General features: G+C 68.1%; 28 protein-coding genes and 1 pseudogene. 11 read left to right on the forward strand and 18 right to left on the reverse strand.

The window, feature by feature from the left end; translation table 11 throughout:
* Window positions 1–675: 675 nt before the first annotated feature.
* The 6 genes from AB0K28_RS27100 to AB0K28_RS27125 form a co-directional block, all read right to left on the reverse strand.
* Entirely contained in the window at window positions 676–2,862 is a 2,187-nt protein-coding gene (locus AB0K28_RS27100; RefSeq protein ID WP_364375327.1) for a cell division protein FtsK, read from the reverse strand.
* Window positions 2,862–3,203: a hypothetical protein gene (locus tag AB0K28_RS27105; protein WP_364375330.1), complete on the reverse strand. Its 342-nt coding sequence runs from the start codon at window positions 3,201–3,203 to the stop codon at window positions 2,862–2,864. Before AB0K28_RS27105 ends, AB0K28_RS27100 begins: the two co-directional genes overlap by 1 nt.
* A 33-nt stretch (window positions 3,204–3,236) precedes the next feature.
* Window positions 3,237–3,425: a hypothetical protein gene (locus AB0K28_RS27110; protein WP_364375333.1), complete on the reverse strand. Its 189-nt coding sequence runs from the start codon at window positions 3,423–3,425 to the stop codon at window positions 3,237–3,239.
* Window positions 3,426–3,619: 194 nt separating this feature from the next.
* Entirely contained in the window at window positions 3,620–3,856 is a 237-nt protein-coding gene (locus tag AB0K28_RS27115; RefSeq protein ID WP_364375336.1) for a hypothetical protein, read from the reverse strand.
* Window positions 3,857–4,222 (reverse strand): hypothetical protein, encoded by a 366-nt coding sequence (locus AB0K28_RS27120; RefSeq protein WP_364375339.1) that lies wholly within the window; start codon window positions 4,220–4,222, stop codon window positions 3,857–3,859. It abuts the gene before it with no gap.
* Between the two features lie 6 nt (window positions 4,223–4,228).
* A complete protein-coding gene (locus AB0K28_RS27125) occupies window positions 4,229–4,411 on the reverse strand; it encodes a hypothetical protein (protein ID WP_364375342.1) in 183 nt (60 codons plus the stop codon).
* 207 nt (window positions 4,412–4,618) lie between these two features.
* On the opposite strand from AB0K28_RS27125, the gene AB0K28_RS27130 reads away from it, so the two are divergent.
* Entirely contained in the window at window positions 4,619–5,044 is a 426-nt protein-coding gene (locus tag AB0K28_RS27130) for a hypothetical protein (RefSeq protein ID WP_364375344.1), read from the forward strand.
* A 560-nt stretch (window positions 5,045–5,604) separates the two neighbouring features.
* Window positions 5,605–6,006: a hypothetical protein gene (locus tag AB0K28_RS27135; RefSeq protein ID WP_364375347.1), complete on the forward strand. Its 402-nt coding sequence runs from the start codon at window positions 5,605–5,607 to the stop codon at window positions 6,004–6,006.
* A gap of 200 nt (window positions 6,007–6,206) precedes the next feature.
* Here the strand turns inward: AB0K28_RS27135 and AB0K28_RS27140 are convergent, their stop codons facing one another.
* From AB0K28_RS27140 to AB0K28_RS27150, 3 genes are read right to left on the reverse strand one after another with little or no spacing between them, the layout of a single operon-like run.
* Complete coding sequence (locus AB0K28_RS27140; protein ID WP_364375829.1) at window positions 6,207–6,482, reverse strand: transposase; 276 nt, start codon at window positions 6,480–6,482, stop codon at window positions 6,207–6,209.
* Window positions 6,483–6,529: 47 nt separating this feature from the next.
* Window positions 6,530–6,853 carry a hypothetical protein gene (locus tag AB0K28_RS27145; RefSeq protein ID WP_364375350.1) on the reverse strand — a complete coding sequence of 108 codons (324 nt, stop codon included), beginning with the start codon at window positions 6,851–6,853 and terminating at the stop codon, window positions 6,530–6,532.
* Window positions 6,854–6,904: 51 nt separating this feature from the next.
* Window positions 6,905–7,297 carry a hypothetical protein gene (locus AB0K28_RS27150; protein ID WP_364375352.1) on the reverse strand — a complete coding sequence of 131 codons (393 nt, stop codon included), beginning with the start codon at window positions 7,295–7,297 and terminating at the stop codon, window positions 6,905–6,907.
* A 236-nt stretch (window positions 7,298–7,533) separates the two neighbouring features.
* On the opposite strand from AB0K28_RS27150, the gene AB0K28_RS27155 reads away from it, so the two are divergent.
* Both AB0K28_RS27155 and AB0K28_RS27160 read left to right on the forward strand, forming a co-directional pair.
* Window positions 7,534–7,947, forward strand: a complete 414-nt coding sequence (locus AB0K28_RS27155) for a GntR family transcriptional regulator (protein ID WP_364375355.1) — start codon at window positions 7,534–7,536, stop codon at window positions 7,945–7,947.
* Between the two features lie 143 nt (window positions 7,948–8,090).
* Entirely contained in the window at window positions 8,091–8,528 is a 438-nt protein-coding gene (locus AB0K28_RS27160; protein WP_364375357.1) for an ATP-binding protein, read from the forward strand.
* Window positions 8,529–8,665: 137 nt separating this feature from the next.
* Here AB0K28_RS27160 and AB0K28_RS27165 read toward each other — a convergent pair whose 3' ends face one another.
* Window positions 8,666–9,277 (reverse strand): SDR family NAD(P)-dependent oxidoreductase, encoded by a 612-nt coding sequence (locus tag AB0K28_RS27165; RefSeq protein WP_364375359.1) that lies wholly within the window; start codon window positions 9,275–9,277, stop codon window positions 8,666–8,668.
* A gap of 10 nt (window positions 9,278–9,287) precedes the next feature.
* Here AB0K28_RS27165 and AB0K28_RS27170 point away from each other — a divergent pair, with 10 nt between their 5' ends.
* Window positions 9,288–10,016 (forward strand): nucleotidyltransferase domain-containing protein, encoded by a 729-nt coding sequence (locus AB0K28_RS27170; protein WP_364375362.1) that lies wholly within the window; start codon window positions 9,288–9,290, stop codon window positions 10,014–10,016.
* Between the two features lie 102 nt (window positions 10,017–10,118).
* On the forward strand, window positions 10,119–10,754 hold the full coding sequence (locus tag AB0K28_RS27175; protein ID WP_364375365.1) for a maleylpyruvate isomerase N-terminal domain-containing protein: 636 nt from the start codon (window positions 10,119–10,121) through the stop codon (window positions 10,752–10,754).
* 34 nt (window positions 10,755–10,788) lie between these two features.
* Here the strand turns inward: AB0K28_RS27175 and AB0K28_RS27180 are convergent, their stop codons facing one another.
* A complete protein-coding gene (locus AB0K28_RS27180) occupies window positions 10,789–11,895 on the reverse strand; it encodes an alpha/beta fold hydrolase (RefSeq protein WP_364375368.1) in 1,107 nt (368 codons plus the stop codon).
* Between the two features lie 147 nt (window positions 11,896–12,042).
* On the opposite strand from AB0K28_RS27180, the gene AB0K28_RS27185 reads away from it, so the two are divergent.
* A complete protein-coding gene (locus AB0K28_RS27185) occupies window positions 12,043–13,158 on the forward strand; it encodes a histidine kinase (protein WP_364375371.1) in 1,116 nt (371 codons plus the stop codon).
* A gap of 31 nt (window positions 13,159–13,189) precedes the next feature.
* Window positions 13,190–13,837 carry a response regulator transcription factor gene (locus AB0K28_RS27190; protein ID WP_364375374.1) on the forward strand — a complete coding sequence of 216 codons (648 nt, stop codon included), beginning with the start codon at window positions 13,190–13,192 and terminating at the stop codon, window positions 13,835–13,837.
* Between the two features lie 3 nt (window positions 13,838–13,840).
* Here the strand turns inward: AB0K28_RS27190 and AB0K28_RS27195 are convergent, their stop codons facing one another.
* The 6 genes from AB0K28_RS27195 to AB0K28_RS27220 all read right to left on the reverse strand — a co-directional run bounded on the left by AB0K28_RS27195 (window position 13,841) and on the right by AB0K28_RS27220 (window position 20,553).
* Window positions 13,841–14,845: an ABC transporter ATP-binding protein gene (locus tag AB0K28_RS27195; RefSeq protein WP_364375377.1), complete on the reverse strand. Its 1,005-nt coding sequence runs from the start codon at window positions 14,843–14,845 to the stop codon at window positions 13,841–13,843.
* Window positions 14,842–15,819, reverse strand: coding sequence for an ABC transporter ATP-binding protein (locus AB0K28_RS27200; RefSeq protein ID WP_364375380.1), 978 nt, complete (start codon window positions 15,817–15,819; stop codon window positions 14,842–14,844). The genes AB0K28_RS27195 and AB0K28_RS27200 overlap by 4 nt, the downstream gene beginning before the upstream one ends.
* Window positions 15,816–16,697 (reverse strand): ABC transporter permease, encoded by an 882-nt coding sequence (locus AB0K28_RS27205; RefSeq protein ID WP_345394959.1) that lies wholly within the window; start codon window positions 16,695–16,697, stop codon window positions 15,816–15,818. Before AB0K28_RS27205 ends, AB0K28_RS27200 begins: the two co-directional genes overlap by 4 nt.
* Entirely contained in the window at window positions 16,694–17,746 is a 1,053-nt protein-coding gene (locus AB0K28_RS27210) for an ABC transporter permease (RefSeq protein ID WP_345394956.1), read from the reverse strand. Before AB0K28_RS27210 ends, AB0K28_RS27205 begins: the two co-directional genes overlap by 4 nt.
* Complete coding sequence (locus AB0K28_RS27215) at window positions 17,743–19,557, reverse strand: ABC transporter substrate-binding protein (protein ID WP_364375385.1); 1,815 nt, start codon at window positions 19,555–19,557, stop codon at window positions 17,743–17,745. Before AB0K28_RS27215 ends, AB0K28_RS27210 begins: the two co-directional genes overlap by 4 nt.
* 150 nt (window positions 19,558–19,707) lie before the next feature.
* Window positions 19,708–20,553: a helix-turn-helix transcriptional regulator gene (locus AB0K28_RS27220; protein ID WP_345394947.1), complete on the reverse strand. Its 846-nt coding sequence runs from the start codon at window positions 20,551–20,553 to the stop codon at window positions 19,708–19,710.
* Between the two features lie 89 nt (window positions 20,554–20,642).
* Between AB0K28_RS27220 and AB0K28_RS27225 the strand changes: the two genes are divergently transcribed.
* Window positions 20,643–21,350: an SDR family NAD(P)-dependent oxidoreductase gene (locus tag AB0K28_RS27225; RefSeq protein ID WP_364375388.1), complete on the forward strand. Its 708-nt coding sequence runs from the start codon at window positions 20,643–20,645 to the stop codon at window positions 21,348–21,350.
* Between the two features lie 70 nt (window positions 21,351–21,420).
* Here AB0K28_RS27225 and AB0K28_RS27230 read toward each other — a convergent pair.
* Window positions 21,421–21,624, reverse strand: a pseudogene (locus AB0K28_RS27230) (cation transporter); the annotation flags it as partial.
* A 120-nt stretch (window positions 21,625–21,744) separates the two neighbouring features.
* Between AB0K28_RS27230 and AB0K28_RS27235 the strand changes: the two are divergent.
* Together AB0K28_RS27235 and AB0K28_RS27240 are read left to right on the forward strand one after the other, a co-directional pair.
* Complete coding sequence (locus AB0K28_RS27235) at window positions 21,745–22,293, forward strand: type 1 glutamine amidotransferase domain-containing protein (RefSeq protein WP_345394942.1); 549 nt, start codon at window positions 21,745–21,747, stop codon at window positions 22,291–22,293.
* Between the two features lie 144 nt (window positions 22,294–22,437).
* Window positions 22,438–23,970, forward strand: a complete 1,533-nt coding sequence (locus tag AB0K28_RS27240) for an amino acid permease (protein WP_364375392.1) — start codon at window positions 22,438–22,440, stop codon at window positions 23,968–23,970.
* Window positions 23,971–23,993 lie beyond the last annotated feature (23 nt).

Below are 23,993 nucleotides of genomic sequence, written 5' to 3' on the forward strand. Positions count from 1 at the left end.
GCTCGCGAATGTCAGCCCATCCACCTACAGCTAATGCGACACACAAAGACGATCGGCTCCTCCCATGCAAGGAGGAGCCGATCGGGTACACTCTATTCAGTGTCGAGGCAGTAGATCCGGGCCACTTCCTTCACCCACTCACTCGAACGCTCGGGTGCATCTTTGAGTTGCTCTTCTGCCCATTCCTGTGGTGTCGGGATAACCACCCTCTTTCTGTTCGGCTTATCGCTTTCCCGTTTTCTCGTTGCACATCACTTCCCTTCTGATGTTGACCGGTCATCGGGTGGAGCGGCCTCGCGCTGGAGTCGGTGGATGTGGTTCCAGAGGCGGCGGCCGATCCGTAGGCGTAGGCCGGTGCCCTGGCATCGGGGACAGAAGCGCCAGCCACGGCCGAACAGGTAGGGGATGCGGCCGGTGCCGTGGCAGCGGCGATGCTCTGCGAACGGGTGGGCGTAGCAGTTGTAGACGTAGCTGAGTGTGAGCAGGACGGGGATCGCGATTGCTGCGCCAGCAGCGAGCGTGTCTAGGGTCACAACCACCTCCTGAGCTGGTTTGCGGGGGTTGCCGGCGGGCAGGCTGCTACCTGCTAACGGCCTGGTCAATGTGCGTGTCACGCTGCTAGCGGGGGTGCTTCCGGAAGCAGTGTCAGCCGCTTCCGGAAGCACGCTCAACGCTTTAGTCAGCGGGACGATTTTGGTTACGTTCCGCGATCGCGTGAGCAAGATCGGCGCGGTAGATGCCGCGTCGGGTGTGCTTCTTGCCGTCGATGCGGCGGCCAATGGGGCCGACCTTGACCCCGAGCGGCTTCAAGGCGCTGGTGAGCTGTTCGGAGCGCCACCCGCCGTAGACACTCGGTCGTAGTTCGGCGAGCCGTTCGCACAGGTAGGCGTTCCAGGCCGCGTCTTCCCCTGCTGGCCATACGGTGGCAACATCGGCCAGCAGGTCATAGGCAGGCGGTTCGGGTCGGGTCTGGATCTCGGGGACCGGCATGGTGCCCGCCTCGGTACGCGCCTTGATCGCCCTGTCTACGACCTGTTTGGCCTGGTCACCGTTGATCTCGAAGCCACGGCGCGCACCGGGCTTGCCCACGCCCACGACCACGCCCCACCCGGCGTCCTCGCCCGGTTCGAACACGGTCGCGCGGAAGCCCGCCTTGTACATGCCGGTACCGAGGATCATGTCGTTGGCGACTTGATCGCGGACCGACAGGCACACGCGCGTGTTGACGTTGCGTGTGATGCCGGTTGGCAGGCTGTCCTTGTCCGGGATCTGCGTGTCCAGCAGCAGGATCACGCCCAGCGCGCGACCCAGTTTGATCACCTTTTCGCACAGCTCCCCAGCTTCTGAGCCGTAGTCCTTGTGTTGGAACAGCTCCTGGACCTCGTTGAGGAACACCACGAGCGGATGCAATCCGGACCCCGGACGCGAGGCCAATTCGGGCGTGACCTTGTTCTCGGGGGCCAGGCCCAGCTCGTGATAGTGGCTGATCTTCGCGGCGCGTTGCTGACACTCCGTGTGGTAGAGCCATTTGATCAGCGCGGCGGCACGGCCGATGGTGTCGTCATCCTGCCCATTGCCGTACTCGGCGCAGACAGGTTCGACGGCCTTGAAGTCCGCGACGCCCTTGAACTCATACCCCCGGATCTCGGCGCGAGGGTCGAGGCTGGCGGCGAGCACCAGCAGGCGCAGCAGGAACGTCTTACCCGAACCGGGCTGCCCGCCGATCAGCCAGTTACGAAAGATCAGCATGGCGTTCACGGTCTCCATGCGGGGCGTGATGAAGACTGGGAACGGCTTGAACACGTCCACGCTGCCGCCCTTCAGCAGCGGCCACGGTGGGGTGTCCATCGTGCTGGCCGGTTGGTGGCCGACCCACAGCGCCAGTCGTCCAGGATGGCCTGTAGCGGCTTCTGGCCATACCTGGTCGAGCGGGAGCCGCATGCCCGAAGCCAGTTTGCCCCGCCGCGCAACCACGTCGGCAGCCTCCACCCCGAACGGCAGATCCACGATGGCCAGGTGCCCGGGGCCGTCGCGGTGGATCTCCTGTGGGAAGCTGATCGCGTGCTGGTCCTTGGCCACGGCCTGATTGATCGCCGCAATGCCGGTGCTGAGCAGGCCACGGCGTACCAACTCGGCCGTGAGCTTGCGGTAGCGCGGCCCCTGACTGACCCGATCGGTGATCGGCTTGTCTTCCGGACGCCCGAGACGCGCCAGGACCGGCACCAGAGCGGCCAGCACCGCCAGCCTTACCCAGACCGGTACGTGCACGTCCAGCGCCAGCGCCAGCGGCACGGCAGCGCCGGAGAGCACGGCCATCGCCAGCAGCACCGACCAGCGCCAGCGCGCCTGCCGTTCCCGTTGCTTATCCAGCTTGAGCCAGGTGGCCGGATCGTTGCGGTCGGCTGCGGCCTGCCGCAACGCCCAGTTGCCCTCTTCCGCGCTGGCCCAGCGCAGCACGCGGGCAATGCCGGAGAAGAACCCGACTGGCGCATAGACCAGCGCCTTGACCGCGTACTTGGGCAGGCGAACCACGTGGTAGCCGATCACGTACCCGGCATCCCGGACCCACCAGGTGAGCATCGCACGACGACCAGCACGCGTGCGCGTCCACGGAGGCAGGATGGGGGCGCGCCCCCGACCGTCCTTAGACGGGTCGGGGAGCGCACCAGCATCGTCGGGCGGATCGACCGGCGGCCCGATCACCGGTCGATCGTCGGAGACGGACTCCTGATCGAAGAATTCATCCTCTTGCGCGTCCTGGTCGTCGTCGGGTGCGGCGGCGGTGCCGGCGTTTGATGCGGGCTGCTCGCCGGCGTTGTCTGGCTCGTCCTTCCAGGCGAACCCATCCAGCGTTGGCCGCATCAGGCACGACCTCCCGGCCGTGGCCCGCTGGCCTGGTCGGCGAGTTCGTCCCGCAGGTAGGCGAGGGGGTCCGGCTCGCCGTCGGCGTGCGCGTTGAGGGTGGCGTTGATGGCGGCGAGGTAGTTGGCTCTGCTGAGCCGCAGCGTGGTGACCTCGCGGCGGAGTCGGCGGATCTCCACCACAAGGGCGGGAATGTCGTGCAGGGCTGCGGTGACGTCCCGCCACAGGTCGCTCAAGGCCGGAGTAGAGCGGGCGAGGGTGGCGATGAGCTGTTCGGCGGTGCCGTGGCGGTGGGTGACCTCCTGAAGATCGGGTCCGGGGTACGGGTGGCGGTTAGGCACTCGGGCATCACTCTCCTTCGGTCGGCGGGCAGGTCAGGAACCGGTGAGCCAGGACAGCAGGGCCCTGAGCGCACGGTTGATGTCGGGGGCAAGCGCGGTCGCGGCCAGCAGGAAGCCGAACACGGTGCAGACCAGCGCCATCCACATCCGCAGCTTGAGGAACCGCACAGCGACCAGCATCACGATCGCCAGCAACACGACCAGGGGAATCGACACGTTCATCGGGGGCATCACCTCCTTCTCCAGGACGAGTGTGGGCGGCGGGAGACGCGAGGGCTCAGATGCCGTCGTGACGGGACTTGCGGCGGCGCCAGCGGGAGCGGGCACGGCACTTCCGGCAGCTCTTGGCACCAGACTCCACGGCAGCGCCACAGGGGCACCCATGGTTGATCGGGAAAGTGCGCAGCGTTGATCACCTACCTGCTTCTTGCTCTGTCGGACTTGGACGAGATGTCGGCGTTCTTGGGCCGACCAGCGCGGCGGGCGTACAGAAGCACGCTCCGCGCCAGGAATTCAGCGGTGTTGAGGGGGCGGTCGCATGGACTCTTGCGCCGGTCTGCGGATCGGATGCCGCAGGCCAGCACCACGAACAGCCCCGCGATGATCAGCGCCACGGTCAGCGCAAACATGACGATCATCAGGGGGATGTCCACTCAGGCCCCTGAGGGCGGGTCTGTTGAGACGCAGTCGCGGTAAGAGTTGCGGGCCTCGCGGCGGTCCATGGCCGCCTGCGTGACCAGGACCGCCTCATACGCGACCAGGCCGAAGTCCAGACAGGCGATGTGGTGTCCCGCTTCGGATCGAATCGTCACGCCCAGCACGGCGGCGATCCGCTCGACCTCGGCGAGTGCATCGGCTTCGGTAGCGGCATCGGTGTCGTAGAGCGGGTGGACTGACATCCGCACCGGTGCATACCGGGGAACCGGTAGGTCCGGGTTCCTGTCCAGGAAGTCAGCCAGCCCCCGCAGGGCCTCGACGAATCGGCCTCGATGGGCGTCTGAGGTGATGGCGTAAGCCATGGGAGATCAGCTCCTTTCGAAGAGCGGGATGTAGAGCGCCAGCACGCCGGGGCAGTTCTCCAGGGCATCGGCCAACACGTGCAGCGCGATGACCGCGAACAGCAGCGCCGTGGCGGCGAGAGCACTTGAGGCCATGCCGTCCGTGCAGTTGTCCAGCAGTTCGGCCAAGATCCGCACAACAGCGATCAAGCGTGAGCTGTACGGGCTTTCCGTGCTAGTCACCACAAGATCACCCCCATCCGAATCTTCTGGAACTCGTTCAGCGTTTCCCCTGGCCTACAGCCGTGTAGGGGGGGCTACACGAAGGACCGTACAGGGACCCCTACACGACCGTCAAGGGGGGGCTACACGCGGCGCGTCTAGTCCCCCCTGTCCGAAGCGCGTTACGCTGCCCGTATGGCAAGTGAAGGCGTGAGCGAGGCGGTACTGTCCGCGCTGGCCGACCTCGAACGCGCTTTCGATGCAGCACTTATGGCGATAGATGCGGATACCGATCACAACCAGGCGTACACAGGCGCAACAGAGCTGGTTGAGACCATGAGGCGGCTCTTTGAGAAGTCTGGAAATCAGAGAGCACTCTCAGCGGCCCGCATCTTCGAGCAAGAAGAATTGTCGTTGGCCAGTCTTGCTGACCGCATAGGCGTATCGAAAGCACGCGCGGCCCAACTAATAAAGACCGCCAAAGACCCTAAAGTTCAAAGCGAGCGAGACGAACGAATCATGTTGGGGGGAACAAAGCTGGGGATATCCGCAGCTCACGCCCGCCGACTAGCAGCAGCACAAAGGGCCGAAACATCCGACACCCAAGACGAAACGCAGTGAGGGGAAACTAGGGTGAGCGAGCGGACAGAGGTAATTGTTGAGGTCTGGCCGGTATCAGCAGATGACATTGGGCTGTGGCTGATAAGCGGCAAGGACGCCTGGCGTTCTGAGGCGGTTCGACAGGACAGCGACCCTCACACCGCTGTCACGGATCTTCTGTCCGCTAATGACGCTGCGGATGGCGTGAAACTGCTGCACTCGACTTCATGGCGGGCGGAAGATACCGCCGTCATTCTTACCTACATCGCCATCATCGGCTGTAACGCATTCGTGCGAGATAAGTGGAAGAACGCAGCGCCTATTAGTCCAGCCCTACCGGATGCAGTTGGAAAGCCAATCCCCGTCGAGGCAACAGAAGCACCTATCCCTCGATATATCGATGTGCTCATGCATGGTCTAAGGCATTTGCAGTTCTTGCTACAAACCGACTCAGCCGCCCGGTCAGCGCTCTGTGGCAGGTGGCCGGACCACCTAAGAGCATTCCGGCCGGCGCTGGCAGGAATGTACGACCACGAGCACGGACAAGAACCACTCACACTTACCGAGGAGCGAGAGACACAATGACGAATGGCTCAGAGGAAAAACACGACGACACAGCCATATCAGGCTCAGCTGATCTAAAGGGCGAGGGCTCTTCGGGAAAGGAAACCAACAAGGAGCAGCTACAAGCGCAACAGTGGGCAGCAGAAGCCCTCAAGGGATTGCTCGCAAGAGCAGTGAACGAAAATCTGCCCATAATCACCTGGTCCCTGATAAGCAGGCCAGAATCGGCCGCCATCACAGGCGTCTGCGATGCAGAGTCTCCAGAGCAACGCCGCTCGGACTTCGAAGCCTGGCGCGAAGCTCTCTACGCCGAAGTGCAGCCGAGCGAGACGAACGACGCGGGGGGCACACGCCTCTTCGCTACGGTTCGGGACAACTACCTAGACCTATCCGTAGACATCATCGCAGACGTCGAGTGAGGGGGGCGGCACCCCCAACGACCAGCAGAAGGCCCCCAGCATCTTCCCCTCTCCCCTGTGCGGATTAGGAAGCTGCTGGGGGCCTTGTGGTGTCACGGGAGCCATTCACTAACCCCTCCATGGCGTGAATGTTTCCCGCCCCGGCAGAGATGGCGGCAACTACACCTGCCGGAGTTTGAGAGCGGCGATCGGACTCGCCGCTATTCGATGCCCAAGCTATTCAGAATTGCGTCCCATGTTCTATTTCTCGTCCAGCGACGATGCCGTTGGTAGATTGTTCTCCAATTCCCATAACCTTCCGGCAAGCGATGCCACGGACAGCCGGTCCGCATCCGGTAGAGGACAGCGTTTATCACGGTCCGGTGGTGTAGATAGCGTGTCGTGTGCTGGAGTGCCAGCGGCCAAAGTAGCGGTTTCAGTCGCTCCCACTCGTCATCGGTCAACTCGTCGCGATCTAGATAGCCGTTCGCTGACATAATCGATTCCAGTGGAGGGATATGAAGTGACACTACGATGATCACATCTAACTTGCTTTTAATTCAGGGCAATTCATACTCTGGTCATGATCTGCGTTTCGAAGTAGCTGAGCAGCACGGGATTTGGAGATACCCAACTTGTCGGCAAGCCCTTGCAGGGACAGTTGTTCTGACTCGGATATCTTTGCTGCGGACTTCGCGCGAGCCATGGCGGCCCTATCGGCAATCGTTCGCATGGCGACAGCCAGGCGAGTTGCGATCTCGTAGGCTTCATCGAAGTCTGACATGGATTCAAGTTGCGTGTCCATCTGATCGAAGATTCGCTTGATGAATTCGAGGTTAATCTCCAGGTCGATTCTCTCAGAACTCATTTCGCTCTCCCATCTCCATCCGCAGGGCCTTACCGTCTCCTCACATGGGCACTAACGCATCCGCCCCCGAACTCGATGGCGCAAATACAGTTGATACAACGCGCTGGCGCTATAGCCATCGCGCATGTCATCGATGCTCAGATGAAAGAGATCGAAGAACGCCACTCTCTGCAACGCCTCGCGCGACGCGTGATCCTCTCCCAATTGGGCTGCTCTCTCGGCCAACCACGCGCCGTCATGCCAGGGCGGAGGCTGCGCATCAAACTCACTCTTCGGTTCCGCTACAGTTTCCGCTTCTAGCTGGGCCTCTTGTTCCAACTGATTGATGGCTTCGGTAATAGTGAGAATGTTTGCGCCGACCGTTCGGGATATTTGGCCCGGCGTGAGTCCCGCTGCGCGTAGGCGCGCGATGTCCTCCAGCACTATGCGCGAGATTTTGGTCATGCCCGGTCTCCCCATCCCGGCGTGCCCACGGCGCGCATCTGGTCGTGCGGAGACCGCCGACCGACAGCGTGGCCGGAGCCGTCCAAGGTCTGAAGCGGGGTCACGTCCTCGATGATAGAGGGTTACTCGCCAGTAGTTTGCATCGTAGTAAACCCATTACAAGCTTCCAGTAGATGTCTCACGGTATAGATTGAGCCCAACCAGGGAGGGGCGGTACGCCTACCTATGGTCAGTATGTGATCAACTATGAGGCGGACTCCCCGGTGTATGAGCAGATCGCAGCGCTACTCCGCGCCCGCATCGAGGCTGGGGAGTGGGCCCCCCGCCAGCGACTCCCCAGCGTCACGCACCTAGAGCAGGAATACGGCGTTGCCCGCCAGACTGTGTTGCAGGCGCTTAGCGTTCTTCGTGATCTCGGGATCGTCTACACGGTCAAGAACCGTGGGAGCTTCGTGAAGGTCGGCGCAGACTTCCTGACGGTGATTACGCCGGAGCCAGGCGTGCGCATCATCGTGCGCCAGGCGAGCGATTCGGAGCAACGTGAACTCGACCTACCGGAGGGGGCCTCTGTGGTTGTCGTGGAACGGCCCGGTGGAGACGTTCAAGTGTTGCCTGCTGACAGGGTTGAGATTCGCGGCCCGAAGTCCTGAGATCCCCTGCCCGACATCCCCCACCGGGCATGAGGCCACGTGCTGACGTTCCGCGCTGTCCAAACCCGGAAAGCGAGGCATCGCGGCATACTGGCTGTTGAGTCGAGTATCCGTCTCGGTCCATTGGCGAGCGGAGGCAAAGCATGTCCGCCGACTTCCGTACACATTGGGAGATCACACCCGACCTCGCGAGAATGCGCGCGAACGTCGAACTGTTCGGCGTGGCGTGCGGCCTCAAAGGAGACCGGTTACAGGACCTGCTGATCGCCGTCAACGAGGGTATGAGCAACGCGCTCGAACACGGCGACATGCCAGGGACGGTAACCTTGTTCGAGCGCCAGGTCGGTGTGGGAGTTGAGATCGTCGACTCAGGGAATTCGTTACACGCCGGTCATCTCACTCTGGAACCCAGCCCTGATGCGAAGCGCGGTATGGGCCTGTGGATCATCCGTCGAATCTGCGGAGAGGTCCGCATAGACCATCCTGGCGGGAGGTCCCGCCTGAGCTTCTACGTCGGTCGGGCGGATGCAGCCGAGGACGATGGAGAGGCTATGCCAGGCACGGCAGCAGAACCGCTCTAAGAAGGCCGGCCCATGGCAGCCGTGGGGCGAGGCGCTCGGTGTGGCTTCGCTTCCACGAGACCTCCCATCCTCATGGATCACACTCGCCCTCAGAAGCCGACTTGGCAATGGTAAAGATCTTGACGTATCCTCGCAGGTCAAGCAGCATGCTGGTAACTAACTAGAGAACGTGTGGTTTTGGCCGCGCCGTAGCTGACCTCGGTGGGGAAGCCGTCGGGGCCGCCCGAGGTGAGGCCGATGACGCGGCCCCAGCTCGCGCCGCGCTCCAGGTGGCGGCGGGCGAACTCGGCGATCAGCAGGGCGGGCGCGCGTACGTCGACGGCGAACAGCCGCTCGTGGGTCTCGGCGTCGACCGGGCGCAGCGGGCGGCCGAACCCGTCGCGCTCGGCGGGCGAGAAGGTGTCGCTGAGCCAGCCGCTGGCGTTGTTGACCAGGATCTCCACCGGGCCGAACGCCTTCTCGGCCTGGTCGAACAGGGCCTTGGCGACGGCCGGGTCGGCGAGGTCGGCCTCCACCGCTTCCGCCGTGCCGCCCGCCTCGCGGATGCGGGCCACGACCTCGGAGGCGTCGGCGGCGCGCGCCTGGTCGTAGGCCGCGGGATAGACCGGGTCGCTCAGCGGCGTCAGCCGTTTGTACGTGAGGAAGACCGCCACGCCCTCGGCCGCCAGCGCGCGGGCGGCCGCCGCGCCGATGCCCTGGTTGGCTCCGGTGATCAGCGCGACCTTTCCAGACAGCCGGGTTTCGATCATAGTTGCCATCATGCACGCAGCGACGGAACGCCTGCTGGAGGTTTTTCTCGAGGGCGTCGAGCCGGCCGTCCCCCTGGTCGCGCTCTGGGCCCACGGCTCGTTAGCGACCGGCGACTATCAACCAGGACGCAGTGACCTCGACCTGGTCGCGGTGCTCGACACCACGCCGACCATGGATCACTGGCGGCGGATCAAGGCGGTGCACAGGAGGCTACGCCTGCCGCTCGCGGAGCGGCTGCACTGCTCGTACATGGCGAGACAGGAGCTCGACGACCTCGGCGCCGAGCACATCACGTGGGCGCAGGAGCACATCTTCCGGCGCCCTGTGACGGCGGTGACGCGGCGCGAGCTGCACGAGGGCGCCAGAGTCCTGTACGGCCCGCCGCCCACCGAGCTGCTGCCCCCCGTCTCGGACGAGGAGCTGGCCCGCTTCATCCGCGCGGACCTGCGCGACTTCTGGCTCGTCCGGGCGCAGGGGCGGCGGCGCTGGCTGCAGGACGTGTGGGTGGACTTAGGCATGGTGACGGTGGCCAGGGCCACGGTCACCCTGCAGGACGGCCGGCTGATCAGCAAGCGGGAGGCACTCGAGGTGCTGCACGAGCTGGGCGCCCCCGCCGTGCTGATCGCCGACATCCGCGCCCGCCGCTACGGCACCGAGCAGCCGGTGCTCAGCCGCTATCGGCGGGGACGGCTGGCGCGCGCGTTCGTCAGATCCGCGATCGGCCGGGCGCTGGCCTGAACCCCCGGAGCGGGATGGCAATCCGGGAGCCGGTTGTTACGAGCTACGTCCGGTTGTTACGAGCTACGTATCGACACACCTCATCCCGGGAGAGTGCGACCTATGGTCGAAAGCAGGCAGTCCTATCTGCTGGCCGCGGAGTCGGCGGTGGAGCTCCTTCGCCACCCGGCGGTGGCGGCGTCATGGGACAAGCCGAGCGCGCTGGTGGAGTTCAGCGTCGCGGGGCTCGCCGGGCACCTGGCCCATCAGCTCGTCAGGGTCGGCGAGGCGCTCGCCCCCAACGGGGCCGTCCAGCCGCCCATCACGCTCCTGGAGCACTACACGCGCTCGCCGTGGGTGCAGGCCGGGCTCGACCACGAGAGCAACCTCAGCATCAGGCGCGGCGGTGAGGCGGCCGCGGCCGCCGGGCCCGCCCTGCTGGTCGAGCGCAGCCAGGCGCTGCTCGACATGCAGCGCGCGGCGCTCGCCTCCGAGCCCGCCGACCGGGTCGTCAACACGCCCGCCGGCTGGCCGCTGCTCCTCGACGACTTCCTGCTCACCCGGCTCGTGGAGCTGGTCGTCCACGGCGACGACCTGGCCGCCAGCGTCGGCGTCGAGACGCCGGGGCTGCCGCCGTCGGTGATCGACCCGGTGGTCGAGCTGCTGGCCCGCCTCGCCGTCCACCGCCACGGCCCCACGGCCGTCATCCGCACGCTGAGCCGCGCCGAACGCGCCCCCGCCACCATCAGCGCCTTCTGACGGCCGGGGCGCTCAAGCGCCGTCTGAGGGCCGCTCAGCTTTTCGCCGCGGTACGGGAGTGGTCGGTGACCTCCGGATGGTTCTTCACCGGGGTGCGCCGGCCCAGCAGGTGCCGGTCCACGAACGCGGCCAGGTGCGCCCGGGTGATCTCCAACGCCCGGGCGCCGTCGAGCTGCTGCGCCGGGATGCCCAGGGGCTTGCGCAGCACCGCGTAGTCGACGAACGCCGCGTGGTCGGTGCCCGCCACCGTGATCCACCGCTTCGGCCCCTTCAGGTGCGTCCATGCCTCGTCCCAGCTGCCGCTCCCCTCGCCGGGGGCGTGTGACGGGGTGCCGATCACCATGAACGGGCGCTTGAGCGGCTTGCCGACCTTGAAGGTGCCGTCCAGGTTGACGCCCGCCTTGATGCGGCGGTCGGCGAGCATGGTCTGGGCGGCGGCGTACCCGCCCATGGAGTGGCCCACCATGGCGATCTTCCCGCGGTCGATGCGCCGGGCCCAGCGGCCGTCGAGCAGCTCGTCCAGCACGAACCGCACGTCCTTCACCCGGCCCGCCGCCACGTCCGCGCCGTCCGGCCGCTGCTCGCAGGCCAGGCAGGTGGTGGTGCGGCCGTCGGGGAACGTGGTGCCGACCGACTCGTACGTGTGCTCCACCGCCGCGACGAGATACCCCCTGGCGGCGAAGTCCTCGGCCAGCGACGTCAGCGTCGCCCTCGGGAAGCTGAACCCCGGCGACATGACGACCAGCGGCAGCCTGCCCTTGGCAACGGGCGCCTTGAGCCGCGCGTGCGTGACGACCCGGCTGAACACGCTCTTGTCCGGCACGTCGTAGTCGGCGAGCACCGCCTCCGACTCCGCCCGCGTCATGTACGCCGCCCGCGCCCCGACGGCCTTCTTCGCCGGGTACCAGAGCGTCACCATCAGCTCCCTGTGCTCAGCGTCGGGGTTCCACGGGTCCCGCCGGCTGCGATCCACAAGGTGCAGGCTTTCCGTTCCCACGGGCCGCCGCCCGGTGGGAGCCGGCAGCTTGAGCTCAGAGACGTGGGCCTGTACTGGGGCCGTGGCCGTCGCGTGGGCCGGTGGGGTGGCGAGGGTCGCGGGGAAGGTCAGGGTGAGGGCCGTGAGGGCCAGGGACTTGTGCATGGCTGCCAGGCTGGCCTGCCGGGCCGCCGAGGCGTCCGCCCCGATCGTCGATCGCCGCTTACTACTTTCGTCGTAAGGCGCGGCCCGATCGGCGGGTTACTACTTTCGTCGTAAAGCGCCGCGCGGCGTGCGCCCTACGCTGTGGCCATGCGGTTCGTTCTGCTCGGCGCGGCGGTGGCCGGGCTGTCGTGGTTCGCCGGGGCCGGGCAGGCGGGGGTGCCGTCCGGGCTGCCGGTCCCCGTGCTCGTCCTGATCGCCGCCGTGGCCGGGGTCGCCGCCTGGCATGCGCGCCGCGCCTGGTGGCCGCTGGCCGCCGTGGGCGCGCTGGCGTACGTGTGGCTGCTGATGTGGCCGCCGCTGCTGATCGCCTCCTACCAGGCGGGCCGCACGCTGCGCGGCGCCCGTCACCTCGTCGCGTACGTCGCCGGCTGCCTGGTCGTGTGCGCCCTTCCGCTCGCGGTCGGCGGGCCGCAGCAGACGCCCGCCACCGGGCCGGGCAACGCGCTGCTCATGGCGGTGGCCGTCGTCGGGCTGCCGCTGGCGCTCGGCATGTGGACGCGGGCCAGGGCCGAGGTGCTGGCCGCCGCCAAGGAACGGGCGGAGCGGCTCGAACGCGAGCAGGTCATGCGGGCCGAGCAGGCCAGGGCGCAGGAGCGGGCGAGGATCGCTCGGGAGATGCACGACGTGGTGGCCCACCGGGTCTCGCTGATCGTGCTGCACGCGGGGGCGCTGGAGCTGCGTACCGGCGACCCCGAGGCGGCCGAGACCGCGGCGCTGATCGGCGGCATCGGCCGCGAGGCGCTGGCCAACCTGCGTGACGTGCTCGGCGTGCTGCGCGCGCCCCGGCACGAGCCGACCGACGCCGCCCTCAGCCCGCCGCCCACGCTCGGCGACCTCGACCGGCTGCTCGACCAGTCGCGGGCCCTCGGCATCGACGTGACCAGGCGCGACGAGGGCGAGCCCCGGCAGGTGGAGGAGACGGTGGAGCGCACGGCGTACCGGGTGATCCAGGAGGCGCTCACCAACGTGCACAAGCACGCGGGCGACGCGGGCACCGACGTGCTGATCCGCTACGGCGAGGACGAGCTGCGGGTGGAGGTACGCAACGCGGCCCCGCCCGCGCCCCACGCGGGCGAGGCGGTGCCAGGAGCGGGATGGGGGCTGGTGGGGCTGCGCGAGCGCGTCGAACTCCTCGGCGGCACGCTCCGCAGCAGCGCCCAGGACGGCGGCGGCTTCCTCGTGAGCGCCAGGCTCCCCACATGACCGGGCGTCTCGAGAGTGCCGGAGTTCTCGCGTGATCAGGGTGCTCGTCGTGGATGACGAGGAGCTGGTGCGGTCGGGGCTGCGGCTGATCCTGGAGGCGTCGGGGGACATCGCCGTCGCGGGTGAGGCGCGGGACGGTGCGGAGGCGGTGTCGGCCGTACGGCGGTTGCGGCCCGAGGTGGTGCTGATGGACGTCCGCATGCCGGGCCTCGACGGGCTGGCCGCGGCGGCCAGGATCCTCGCGCTGCCCGAGCCGCCCAAGGTGATCATGCTGACCACGTTCGACCTCGACGAGTACGTCCACGAGGCGCTGCGGCACGGCGCGGTCGGGTTCCTGCTGAAGGACACCCCGCCGCGCGAGCTGGCCGCCGCCGTGCGCACGGTCGCGGCCGGTCAGGCGATGCTCTCCCCCTCGGTCACCAAGCGCCTGATCGCCTCCTACGCCGACCGGGCCCCCTCCCGCGCCGAGGCCGCCCGCCGGCAGCTCGCCGGGCTGACCGGCCGGGAGGAGGACGTCATCAGGGCCCTGGCCCGCGGCCTGTCCAACGCGGAGATCGGCCGCGAGCTGCGCCTGACGGAGGCCACGGTCAAGGCCCACGTCAGCCGCGTGCTGGCCAAGCTGGGCCTGGCCAACCGCGTACAGGCGGCCATCCTCGTCCACGACGCCGACCTCACCTGAGCGTCAGGAGACGGTCTCCGCGTAGTGGCAGGCGGCCTGGGCGTCCGGGACGGCGGGCAGGATGTCGAGGAGCTGGCTGCGGCAGCGGCCGTCCACTCCCGCCTCCGCCGCCTTGCCCGACGCCAGCACCTGGCAGCGGGCGTGGAAGCGGCAGCCGCCGGGGATGCGGGTCGGGTCGGGCGGCTCGCCGGTCAGGACGATCCGCTCGGGCGACTCGGGCAGCACCGACAGCAGCGCCTGCGTGTACGGATGCCGCGGCGCCGTCAGCACCTGCTCGACGGGGCCCGACTCGACGATCCTGCCGAGGTACATCACGGCGACCCGGTCGGCGATGTTCCAGGCCAGGCCGAGGTCGTGGGTGACGACCAGCGCCGACAGCCCCAGCTCCGCGCGCAGCTTGAGCAGCAGGGCGAGGATCTCCCCGCGTACGGACGCGTCCAGCGAGGCCACGGGCTCGTCGGCGACCAGCACCTTCGGGTTGAGCGCCAGCGCGCCCGCGATGACGACGCGCTGCCGCTGCCCGCCGGACAGCTCGTGCGGGTAGCGCTGGAAGAACCGCTCGGGCGGCCGCAGCCCGGCCCTGGACAGGGCGGTGGCCACGATGTCGCGCTCGTCGGCCAGCCCGTGGATGCGGGGGCCTTCCGCGACGGCCTCGTACACGGTGTGGCGGGGGTTGAGCGAGCCGGTCGGGTCCTGCAGGACGAGCTGCACCTGCCTGCGGTAGGCGCGCAGCGCCTTGGTGGTGTAGCCGAGGCCGGCGCCGTCGTAGCGGACCTCGCCCGAGGTGGGGCGTTCGAGGCCGAGCAGGGTGCGGGCGAGCGTGGTCTTGCCGCAGCCCGACTCGCCGACCAGGGCGACGATCTCGCCCTCCCCGATGGCCAGGTTCACGCCGTCCACGGCGCGGGCGCGGCGGCCCCTGGAGGCGAACTCGACGTGCAGGTCCCGCGCTTCGAGCAGGGCGGACCTGGTGGTGCCGACCTCCTCCGCGGCGGTGCGGGTCTCCGTCATGAGGCGACCTCCTCGTCGACCCTGGCGTGCACACAGGCCGCCGTACGGTTGGGCCCGGCCGGCCAGAGCCGCACGTCGAGGTCGGCGCACGTGTCGAGCGCGACCGGGCAGCGCGGGTGGAAGGCGCAGCCGGTGGGCAGCTCCATCGGGTCGGGCGGGTCGCCGCCCAGGCCCTTGGGGGCCATGCGCGAGACCGGGTCGCCGACGGTGGGGAACGCCGCAGCGAGCGCCTTGCTGTAGGGGTGCTTGGCGTCGTGGAACACCTCGGCGGACGGGCCGTGCTCGACGACGCGGCCGGCGTACATGACCGCGAGCTGGTCGCACACGTCGGCGAGCACCGACAGGTCGTGCGAGATCATGATGAGCGAGATGCCGTGCTCGGCGACCAGGTCCTTGATCAGGGTGAGCACCTGCGCCTGCACCATCACGTCGAGCGCGGTGGTCGGCTCGTCGGCGATGATCAGGCGCGGCGAGCAGGCCAGCGCCATCGCGATCATGATGCGCTGCCGCTGGCCGCCGGACAGCTCGTGCGGGTAGCTACGGGCCCGCCAGGCGGGCAGGCCCACCTGGTCGAGCAGCTCGGCGACGCGCGCGCGGGCGGCCTCGGGCTTGGCCAGGTCGTGCACGAGCAGCGGCTCGGCGATCTGCTCGCCGATCCTGCGCACGGGGTTGAGCCCGTGCTGGGCGCCCTGGAAGACGATGGACGCCTCGGCCCAGCGGACGGCGCGCATGCGCCCCCACTTCATGGTCAGGACGTCCTCGCCGTCGAGCAGGATCCGGCCGCCGACCTGCGCGTCCTTCGGCAGGAGCCGCAGCAGCGCCATGGCCAGCGTCGACTTGCCTGACCCCGACTCGCCGGCGACGCCGAGCGCCGCTCCGGCGTCGAGCGCCAGCGACACCCCGCGTACGGCGGGCACCTCGCCCGAGGCGATGCGGTAGGTCACGGACACGTCGTCGAGTTCGAGCAGGCTCATGCGGCCCTCCTCAGCCTCGGGTTGAGCACGGCCTCCAGCGCCCTTCCGACCAGCGTGAACGCCATCACGACGAGCAGGATGGCGAGGCCGGGGATGAGGATGTACCACCAGGCGCCCTGGGTGGTGGCGCCGAAGTCGTAGGAGGCCCGGAGCATGGTGCCCCAGGACGTGCGGTTGGAGCTGGCGCCGAGGAAGGCCAGCGTGGACTCGGTGACGATGGCGCTGGCCACCTCCAGGGTGGTGCTGGCCAGCAGCAGCGGCGCCACGTTCGGCAGCACGTGCCGGGTGGTGATGTGCCAGTGGCCCGCGCCGAGCGCCTTGGAGCGTTCGATGTACGGCCTGGCCTCGACGGCGAGCGTCTGCGCCCGGATCAGCCGGGCGGTGGACGGCCAGGTGGTGATGCCGATCGCGGTGATGATCGTGAACGTGCTGCCGCCCAGGATGGCGGCCAGGACGAGCGCGGTGACCAGCGAGGGCAGCACCAGGAACCAGTCGGTGACGCGCATGAGCGCGCCGCCCGCCCAGCCCCTGAAGTGCCCGGCGGCGACGCCCACGATCAGCCCGATCACGATGCTGAGCAGCGCGGCGAGGAAGCCGATGAACAGCGACGTGCGCGAGCCCCACCAGACCATGAGCAGGATCGACCGGCCCGACTCGTCGGTGCCGAACGGCTCGGCGAGGCTGGGCGCGGCCCACCGCTGCCCGGTGTTCTGGATGACGCTGGTGACCGTCTCGTCGATGAACAGCGGCGCGGCGAGCGCGAGCACGACCGCGACGACGAGGACGACGAGGCCCGCGACGCCGCCGCGGTGGGTGCGGAATCCGGCCCAGAAGCGGCTCAGCGCCTGCTTCCTGCGTTCGGTGGCGACAGCCGTCATGCGGACCTCACCCTCGGGTCGAGCACGTGGTAGACCACGTCGGCCAGCGTGTTCATGACGATGACGGCGACCGTGATCAGCAGGAACGTCCCCTGCATGAGCGTGAAGTCGGGCACTCTGACCGCCTCGTAGAACAGCTGCCCGAGCCCCGGCCAGGTGAAGATCGTCTCGACGGTGACGGCGCCGCCGACGACGAAGCCGATGCGCATGAACACCAGCGTGACCGTGGGCAGCAGCGCGTTGGGCACCGCGTGCCTGCGTCGTACGTCGTCGTCGCGCAGCCCCTTGGCCCTGGCCACCGTCACGTAGTCCTGGCTGACCTCCTCAAGCAGCGACGAGCGCATGATGAGCAGGTATTGGGCGTACACGACGGCCACCAGCGTCAGGCAGGGCAGCACCATGTGGGAGGCGACGTCCAGCACGTACGCGAACCCGTCGGGCGCGTCCACGCTCTCGATGCCCCGGAAGGGGAAGATGCCGGGGATGGGCCCGATGCCGACGCCGAAGACCATCATCAGCAGCAGGCCGAGCCAGAATGTCGGCACCGACCACAGCAGCAGCGACAGCCCGGTGGAGAAGCGGTCGAAGCGGCTGCCGTGGTGCCAGCCGGCCCTGGTGCCCTGCCAGACGCCCAGGCTGACCGCGATGACCAGGCCGGTGCCGGCGAGCAGCAGCGTCGGGCCGATGCGCTCGCCGATGAGGTCGATGACCGGGCGCTTGTACTCGTAGGAGGTGCCGAGGTCGAGCCTGAGCGTGTCGCCCACGAACTGGAAGAACTGGTCGATGAGCGGCTTGTCCAGGCCGAGCCTGCGGCGTTCGAGGTCGAGCTGGGCCGGGGTCATGTTGCGGCCCTGGGCCAGGTTGCGTACGGGGTCGCCGGGGAGCAGCCGGAACACGAAGAACGTTCCGATGATCACCATGGCGATGCTGAACAGCGCCCCACCGGCCTTGGACAGCGCGTATTGCAGCGCGCCGCGGCGGGTGGGGCGCTCGTCACCAGGGCCCGCCGCCTGGGCGGCGGGCTCTGCTGCTTCGAGCGGTGTCGTCATTCGCGTTCGTCTGCGGTGCTCTTGCGCCGCCTGCTCAGGAGGAACACCGCGAGACCGATGACCACCACGCCGCCCACGACGCCCGCGATGAGGCCGGTGTTGGAGCCGCCCTCGGCGCTAGAGCCGGACGCGGCCACGGCCTTGGCGTCCACGGTGTAGAACGGCCAGTAGCCGCTGCCGCCGTAGAGGATGCCGCTGTCCTCGGGGATCGGGGTGATGCTGGTGATGCGGTCCTTGCGGTAGCCCTCAAGGTCGTTGGTGTAGTAGATCGCGATGACCGGGGCGTCGGTGTAGAGCCGCTCCTGCATCTTCTTGATGAGCTCGGCGCGCTTGGGCCGGTCGAGCTCCTTCTGCTGGTCCTTGTAGAGCTGCTCGAACTCGTCGTCGCAGTAGAAGGACTCGGTGCCGCCGCCCTCACCGGTCGGGCTGGGCCGCCGGCTGCACAGGTGGGTGGCGAGGACCTCTTCGGGGTCGGGGTTGACCGACCAGCCGCTGATGGCGATGTCGAACAGGCCGGTGACGCCGGTCTCCTCGGTGAACTTGCTGGAGTCGAGCTTCTTGGTGGTCAGCGTGATGCCGATCTCCTTGAAGAAGCCCGTCAGGTATTCGGCCAGCTTGTCCTCGATGGGGGTGTCCGTGTGGATGCTGAACCGGAACTCCAGCTTGCGCTTGCCGTCGGGCATCGTACGGACGCCGTCGGCGCCCTTCTTGTAGCCGGCGTCGTCGAGGATCTGGTTGGCCTTGGCCGGGTCGTAGCTGACCTTCTCGTCGCCGGTGGCCTCCCAGAAGAAGTCCTGGTACATCGGCGGGACGATGGAACCGTCGGCCGGCTTGGCCAGGCCGTTCTGGACCTCGTCGACGAGCTTCTGCTTGTCGATGGCGTAGTGGAGCGCCTGGCGGACCTTCTGGTCCTTCAGCGCCGGGTGGCCGTCACCGACGGGCTTGTCGTCGCTGGTGGTGGCGCCGTGGTTGATCTGCAGGTACGACGCGCGCCGGCCCTGCTCGTTCCAGGCGACGATGTTGGGGTCGTTCTGGATGGCCTCGAACTCCGGCGGGTTCATCCGGCCGAGCAGGTCGATGTCGCCGTTCTTCAGGCCCGCGATGGCGGCCTGCGGGTTGTCGTAGAAGATGACCTGCAGCTCGTCGATCTTGGGCTTGCCCCGCCAGTAGTTGGGGTTGGCCTGCAGCTTGACGTACTGGTCCTTCTTGTGCTCGATCGCGAAGTACGGGCCACTGCTGACGGTCGGGTACTTCTCGGCGTCGTAGTTGGCCATGTCGGTGACCGATTCCCAGACATGCTTGGGCATGATCGGGACCGGGTTGTCCAGCATGCTGGCCTGCGGCGCCTTGAGCTTGATGACCAGGTCCTGGCCGTTGGCGGTGACGCTCTCGAAGTTCTCCACCGCGGGACCGTTGGCCGTCTTGGCGGCCTCGTCGGTCATCATCTTGTTGAACGTCCAGGCGGCGTCCTCGGCCGTGATCGGCTGGCCGTCGGACCACTTGGCGGCACGGATCTTGAACGTCCAGGTGAGCCCGTCCTCCGACGTGCTCCACGACTCGGCCAGGTCGGGGCTCGGCGCGAGCGTCTTGGAGTCGGGCACCGTGAGGAACCCGTACATCCAGCGGTGGATCGACGTGGAGACCAGGCGGACCGCGAGGAAGGGGTTCATCGAGTCCATCGCCTGCGTGGCGCCGACGCGTACGATCTTCTTCCCCGCCGCCGGGTCCTGGGCGAGGGCAGCCGTGGTGCCCTGACCGGCCACTAATAGCGCGACGCCCAGCGCAGCCAGGCGTGCGAACCATTTCCTCATAAGTGCCTCACCTTCAGGCGGGGGGTCTCTGTGTAGAAGAAGGCACACCATACGGAGACCGCGTGTCAACGAGTGGCGGAAAATTGTTTCATCTTCGTTTCCAACGGCGGTGTAAATTTTCAGTGCCCTTGGCACGGCCGTGAGCTGGTGTCATGTCCCCGCGGGCGCCATCACTTGGCGCGCCAGAATAGCGAGTCGCTCGGCGTCGGGGGTACCCGGCTCGGCGGTGTAGACGATGACGCGAAGATCGCTGCCGGCCACGCTGAGAATGTCGCAGTCGAGCGTCATCGGGCCCACCCGGGGGTGGTCGAACGTCTTGCGCCCGCCCAGCTGACGGTCGACCGTGCCGGAGTCCCACAGCGCGGCGAAGCGGGGGCTGCCCGCGCGCAGCTCGGCGATCAGCTCGCGCAGCGAGCGGTCGGCGGGGTAGCGGCCGGCCGTGGCACGCAGGTCGCCGACCAGCGCCGCCTCGAACGCGGCCCGCTCGTCAGGGGTCCGGCTGACCGGCGTCGTCGAGCCGGAGCCGAGGAAGATGCGCCACAGGGCGTTGCGCTCGCGCCCGTGCCAGTCGGCCGGGCCGCCGACGAGGGCCGCGTACAGGGGGTTGGCCAGCAGCAGCGTCCAGGTCGCGTCGTGGACGGCGACGGCGGCGCCGTCGAGCCGGTCGATCAGCCGCAGCACGCTGGGCGTGATCTGCGCGGGCACCGTTTCCGGGCCCGGCGGCGCGAGCCCGGCGGCCTCGAACAGGTAGGCGCGCTCCTCCTCCGACAGCCGCAGCGCCCGCGCCAGCGCCTCGACGATCTGCGGCGAGGGGTTGGTGGCGTGGCCCTGCTCCAGGCGGATGACGTAGTCGACGGAGATGCCGGCGAGGGTCGCGAGCTCCTCGCGGCGCAGCCCGGAGGTGCGGCGGTGACCGCTCGTGGGCAGCCCGGCGGCCTCGGGCGGCATGCGCTCGCGCCAGCGCCTGACCGCCTGCCCGAACTCCTTCGTGGTCATGCTCCCCAGTCTGCCCCCTCCCTGGTACCGCGAGTCCCAGGACGGCGAGGGTGCTGGCTGGTCAGCGGGCCGCGACGCAGGCTGGAACCATGACGACGACACTGATCACCGGAGCCAACAAGGGGCTCGGATACGAGACCGCCCGCCGCCTCGTCGCCGCGGGCCACACCGTCTACGTGGGCAGCAGGGACGCCGAGCGCGGCCGCCGGGCGGCGGAGCAGCTGGGGGCGCGGCACGTGCTCATCGACGTCACCGACGACGCGTCCGTGGCCGCCGCGGCCGCCGCGGTGGAGGCCGACGGCGGGCTCGACGTGCTGGTCAACAACGCCGGGATCGAGGAGCGGCGGCCGGACGGCACGGTCTACACGCCGGCCGAGGTGACGGCCGAGCAGATGCGCACGACGTTCGAGACGAACGTGTTCGGCGTGGTGCGCGTGCTGCACGCGTTCCTGCCGCTGCTGCGCCGCTCGGCCGCGCCCGTCGTGGTGAACGTGAGCAGCGGCCTGGGCTCGCTGGCCATCGGCACCACCGAGGGCACCCCGGTGTACGCCTACCCCGGCGTCGCGTACCCGGCTTCGAAGGCCGCGGTCAACCGGCTCACCGTGCAGTACGCCAAGGCGTTCCCCGAGATGCGGATCAACGCGGTCGAGCCCGGCTACACCAGGACCGACCTCAACTTCAACACCGGCACGCAGACCGTCGAGGAGGGCGCGGAGATCATCGTACGGATGGCGCAGGTGGCCCCCGACGGTCCCACCGGGGGCTTGTTCACCGCGCAGGGCCCGCTGCCCTGGTGAGTCAGCAGCAGCCGCCGCTGCCGCAGCAGGACTCGCCGGCCATGGGCAGCAGCTCGACGGGAGCCGCCGCGCCCGCCAGCTCGTAGCCGGCCTCCGTGACGGCGACGCCGATCAGCGCGTCGTCGATGGGGGCCTGGCTGGTGACGGTCACCGCTCCGGAGGCGAGATCGACCTCGACTCCGCTCACCCCGGCGATGCCGCTCACCTCTTCTGTCACGGCGCTGACACAATGGCCGCAGGTCATGCCCTCGACCTGGTACGTGGCGACGGTCATGCGAACGCTCCTTCCTGGATCGGCTCCGATGCGCTCACCCTATACCCCCTAGGGGTAAAGACGCATACTTGCGCGCCGCCCGGTAAGGGGACGGGAAACACGCAGTCCAAGGGGGTTCTCATGCTGGACGGCAAGACCATCGCTTTCCTGGTGGCACCCGAGGGAGTCGAGCAGGTGGAGCTCACCGAGCCGTGGAAGGCGGTCAAACAGGCGGGCGGCACGCCCAGGCTGGTCTCCACCTCCCCCGGCCGGATCCAGGCGTTCAACCATCTGGACAAGGCCGACACCTTCGCCGTGGACGACACCGTGGACGAGGCAGACCCGGCTTCGTACGACGGCCTGGTGCTGCCGGGCGGCGTCGCCAACCCGGACTTCCTGCGCATGTCGCCGGACGCCGTGCGCTTCGCCAAGTCCTTCTTCGACGCCGGCAAGCCGGTGGCGGCCATCTGTCACGCGCCGTGGACGCTCGTCGAGGCGGACGTCGTCCGCGGGCGCACGCTCACCTCGTGGCCGAGCCTGCAGACCGACCTGCGCAACGCCGGGGCGACCTGGGTGGACAAGGAGGTCGTGGTGTGCACGGAAGGCGGCAACACGCTGGTGACCAGCCGTAAGCCGGACGACCTCAAGGCGTTCTGCCAGGCCGTGACCGACCTCTTCGGCGACAAGTAGGACCCGCCGGGGCGGCCTCGCGGAAAAGGCGGCCGCCCCGGCCCCGCCGGATCGAAACCCGGCCGTAACGCCTTGTCCCCTGGGGAGAAATGGTCTAGACGTAGACCAAAAGGAGCGTCCTCCGCGCCCCCCAGGGAGACCTCAATGAGCACAGAAGAGGATTCCAGGCGACTGGCCGAGCTCGGCTACAAGCAGGAGCTGGCCCGCACCTGGAGCGGTTTCTCCAACTTCGCGATCTCCTTCTCGATCATCTCCATCCTCGCCGGCTGCTTCACGACCTTCGGACAGGCCTGGAACAACGGCGGCCCCATCGCCATCTCCTGGGGCTGGCCGCTGATCTCCCTGTTCATCCTCATCATCGGTTTCTGCATGTCGGAGCTGGTGTCGGCGTACCCGACGGCGGGCGGCATCTACTGGTGGGCCGCCAAGCTGGGCAAACCGATCCACGGCTGGTTCACCGGCTGGCTCAACCTCATCGGGCTCATCGCGGTCACCGCCTCGGTGGACTACGGCTGCGCGACGTTCCTCAACATCACGCTCAACCGGCTGACCGGCGGCGCGTGGGAGGCCACGCTCCCCCAGGCGTTCCTGCTGTTCGTGATCGTCCTGGCGCTGCACGCACTGATCAACATCTTCAGCCACCGGCTGATCTCACTGCTGCAGAACATCTCCGTCTGGTGGCACGTCGCCGGCGCCGCGATCGTGGTCGCCATCCTCGTCTTCGCGCCCAGCGAGCACCAGTCGGCGAGCTTCGTCTTCTTCGGCACCAACAACACCTCGGGCTTCGGCGACGGCTCCGACGGCCTGCCCTTCTGGCTGTACGTGCTGCCGCTCGGCTTCCTGCTGACCCAGTACACGATCACCGGCTTCGACGCCTGCGCCCACGTGTCGGAGGAGACGCAGGGAGCGGCGAAGAGCGCCGCCCGTGGCCTGTGGCAGTCGATCTTCTACTCGGCCATCGGCGGCTGGATCCTGCTGCTCGCGTTCCTGTTCGCGGCCACGAACGTGGACGAACTCAACGCCCAGTCCGGCTTCGTCGGCGCCATCTTCGAGACCGCGCTGTCGTCCCCGCTGGCCACCGCGATCTTCGCGATCTCCACCATCGGGCAGTTCTTCTGCGGGATGAGCTGCGTGACCTCGATGTCGCGCATGACGTACGCGTTCTCGCGCGACGGCGCCGTGCCCGGCTGGCGGCTCTGGTCGAAGGTGGACCGCAACCGCACCCCGGTCAACGCCATCGTGGCCGGCTGCGTGGCCGCCGCCCTCATCACGCTGCCCGCGCTCTACGCCCCTCCCGGGCTGACCACTCCGGTCGCGTTCTACGCCGTCGTCTCGATCGCGGTCATCGGCCTCTACCTGGCCTTCCTCATCCCGATCTGGCTGCGGCTGCGCATGGGCGAGGCCTTCACGCCGGGACCGTGGACGCTGGGCCGCAAGTACAAGGCGCTGTGCTGGATCGCCTGCGTCGAGATCGTGATCGTGTCGGTCTACTTCATCATGCCGTTCTCGCCGGCCGGCGTGCCCGGCAGCGCGGACTTCACCTGGACGTCGGTCAACTACGCGCCCGTCGCGGTGGGCATCGTGCTGGTCGGCATCGCGCTGTGGTGGGCGCTGTCGGCCCGCCACTGGTTCACCGGGCCGCGCCGCACGGTGGACGACGAGAACCTCGTCTCCTGACGCGAAACGCCCGGGGGTTCGCC

Source organism: Nonomuraea sp. NPDC049504 (assembly GCF_040676845.1).
GTDB lineage: Bacteria > Actinomycetota > Actinomycetes > Streptosporangiales > Streptosporangiaceae > Nonomuraea > Nonomuraea salmonea.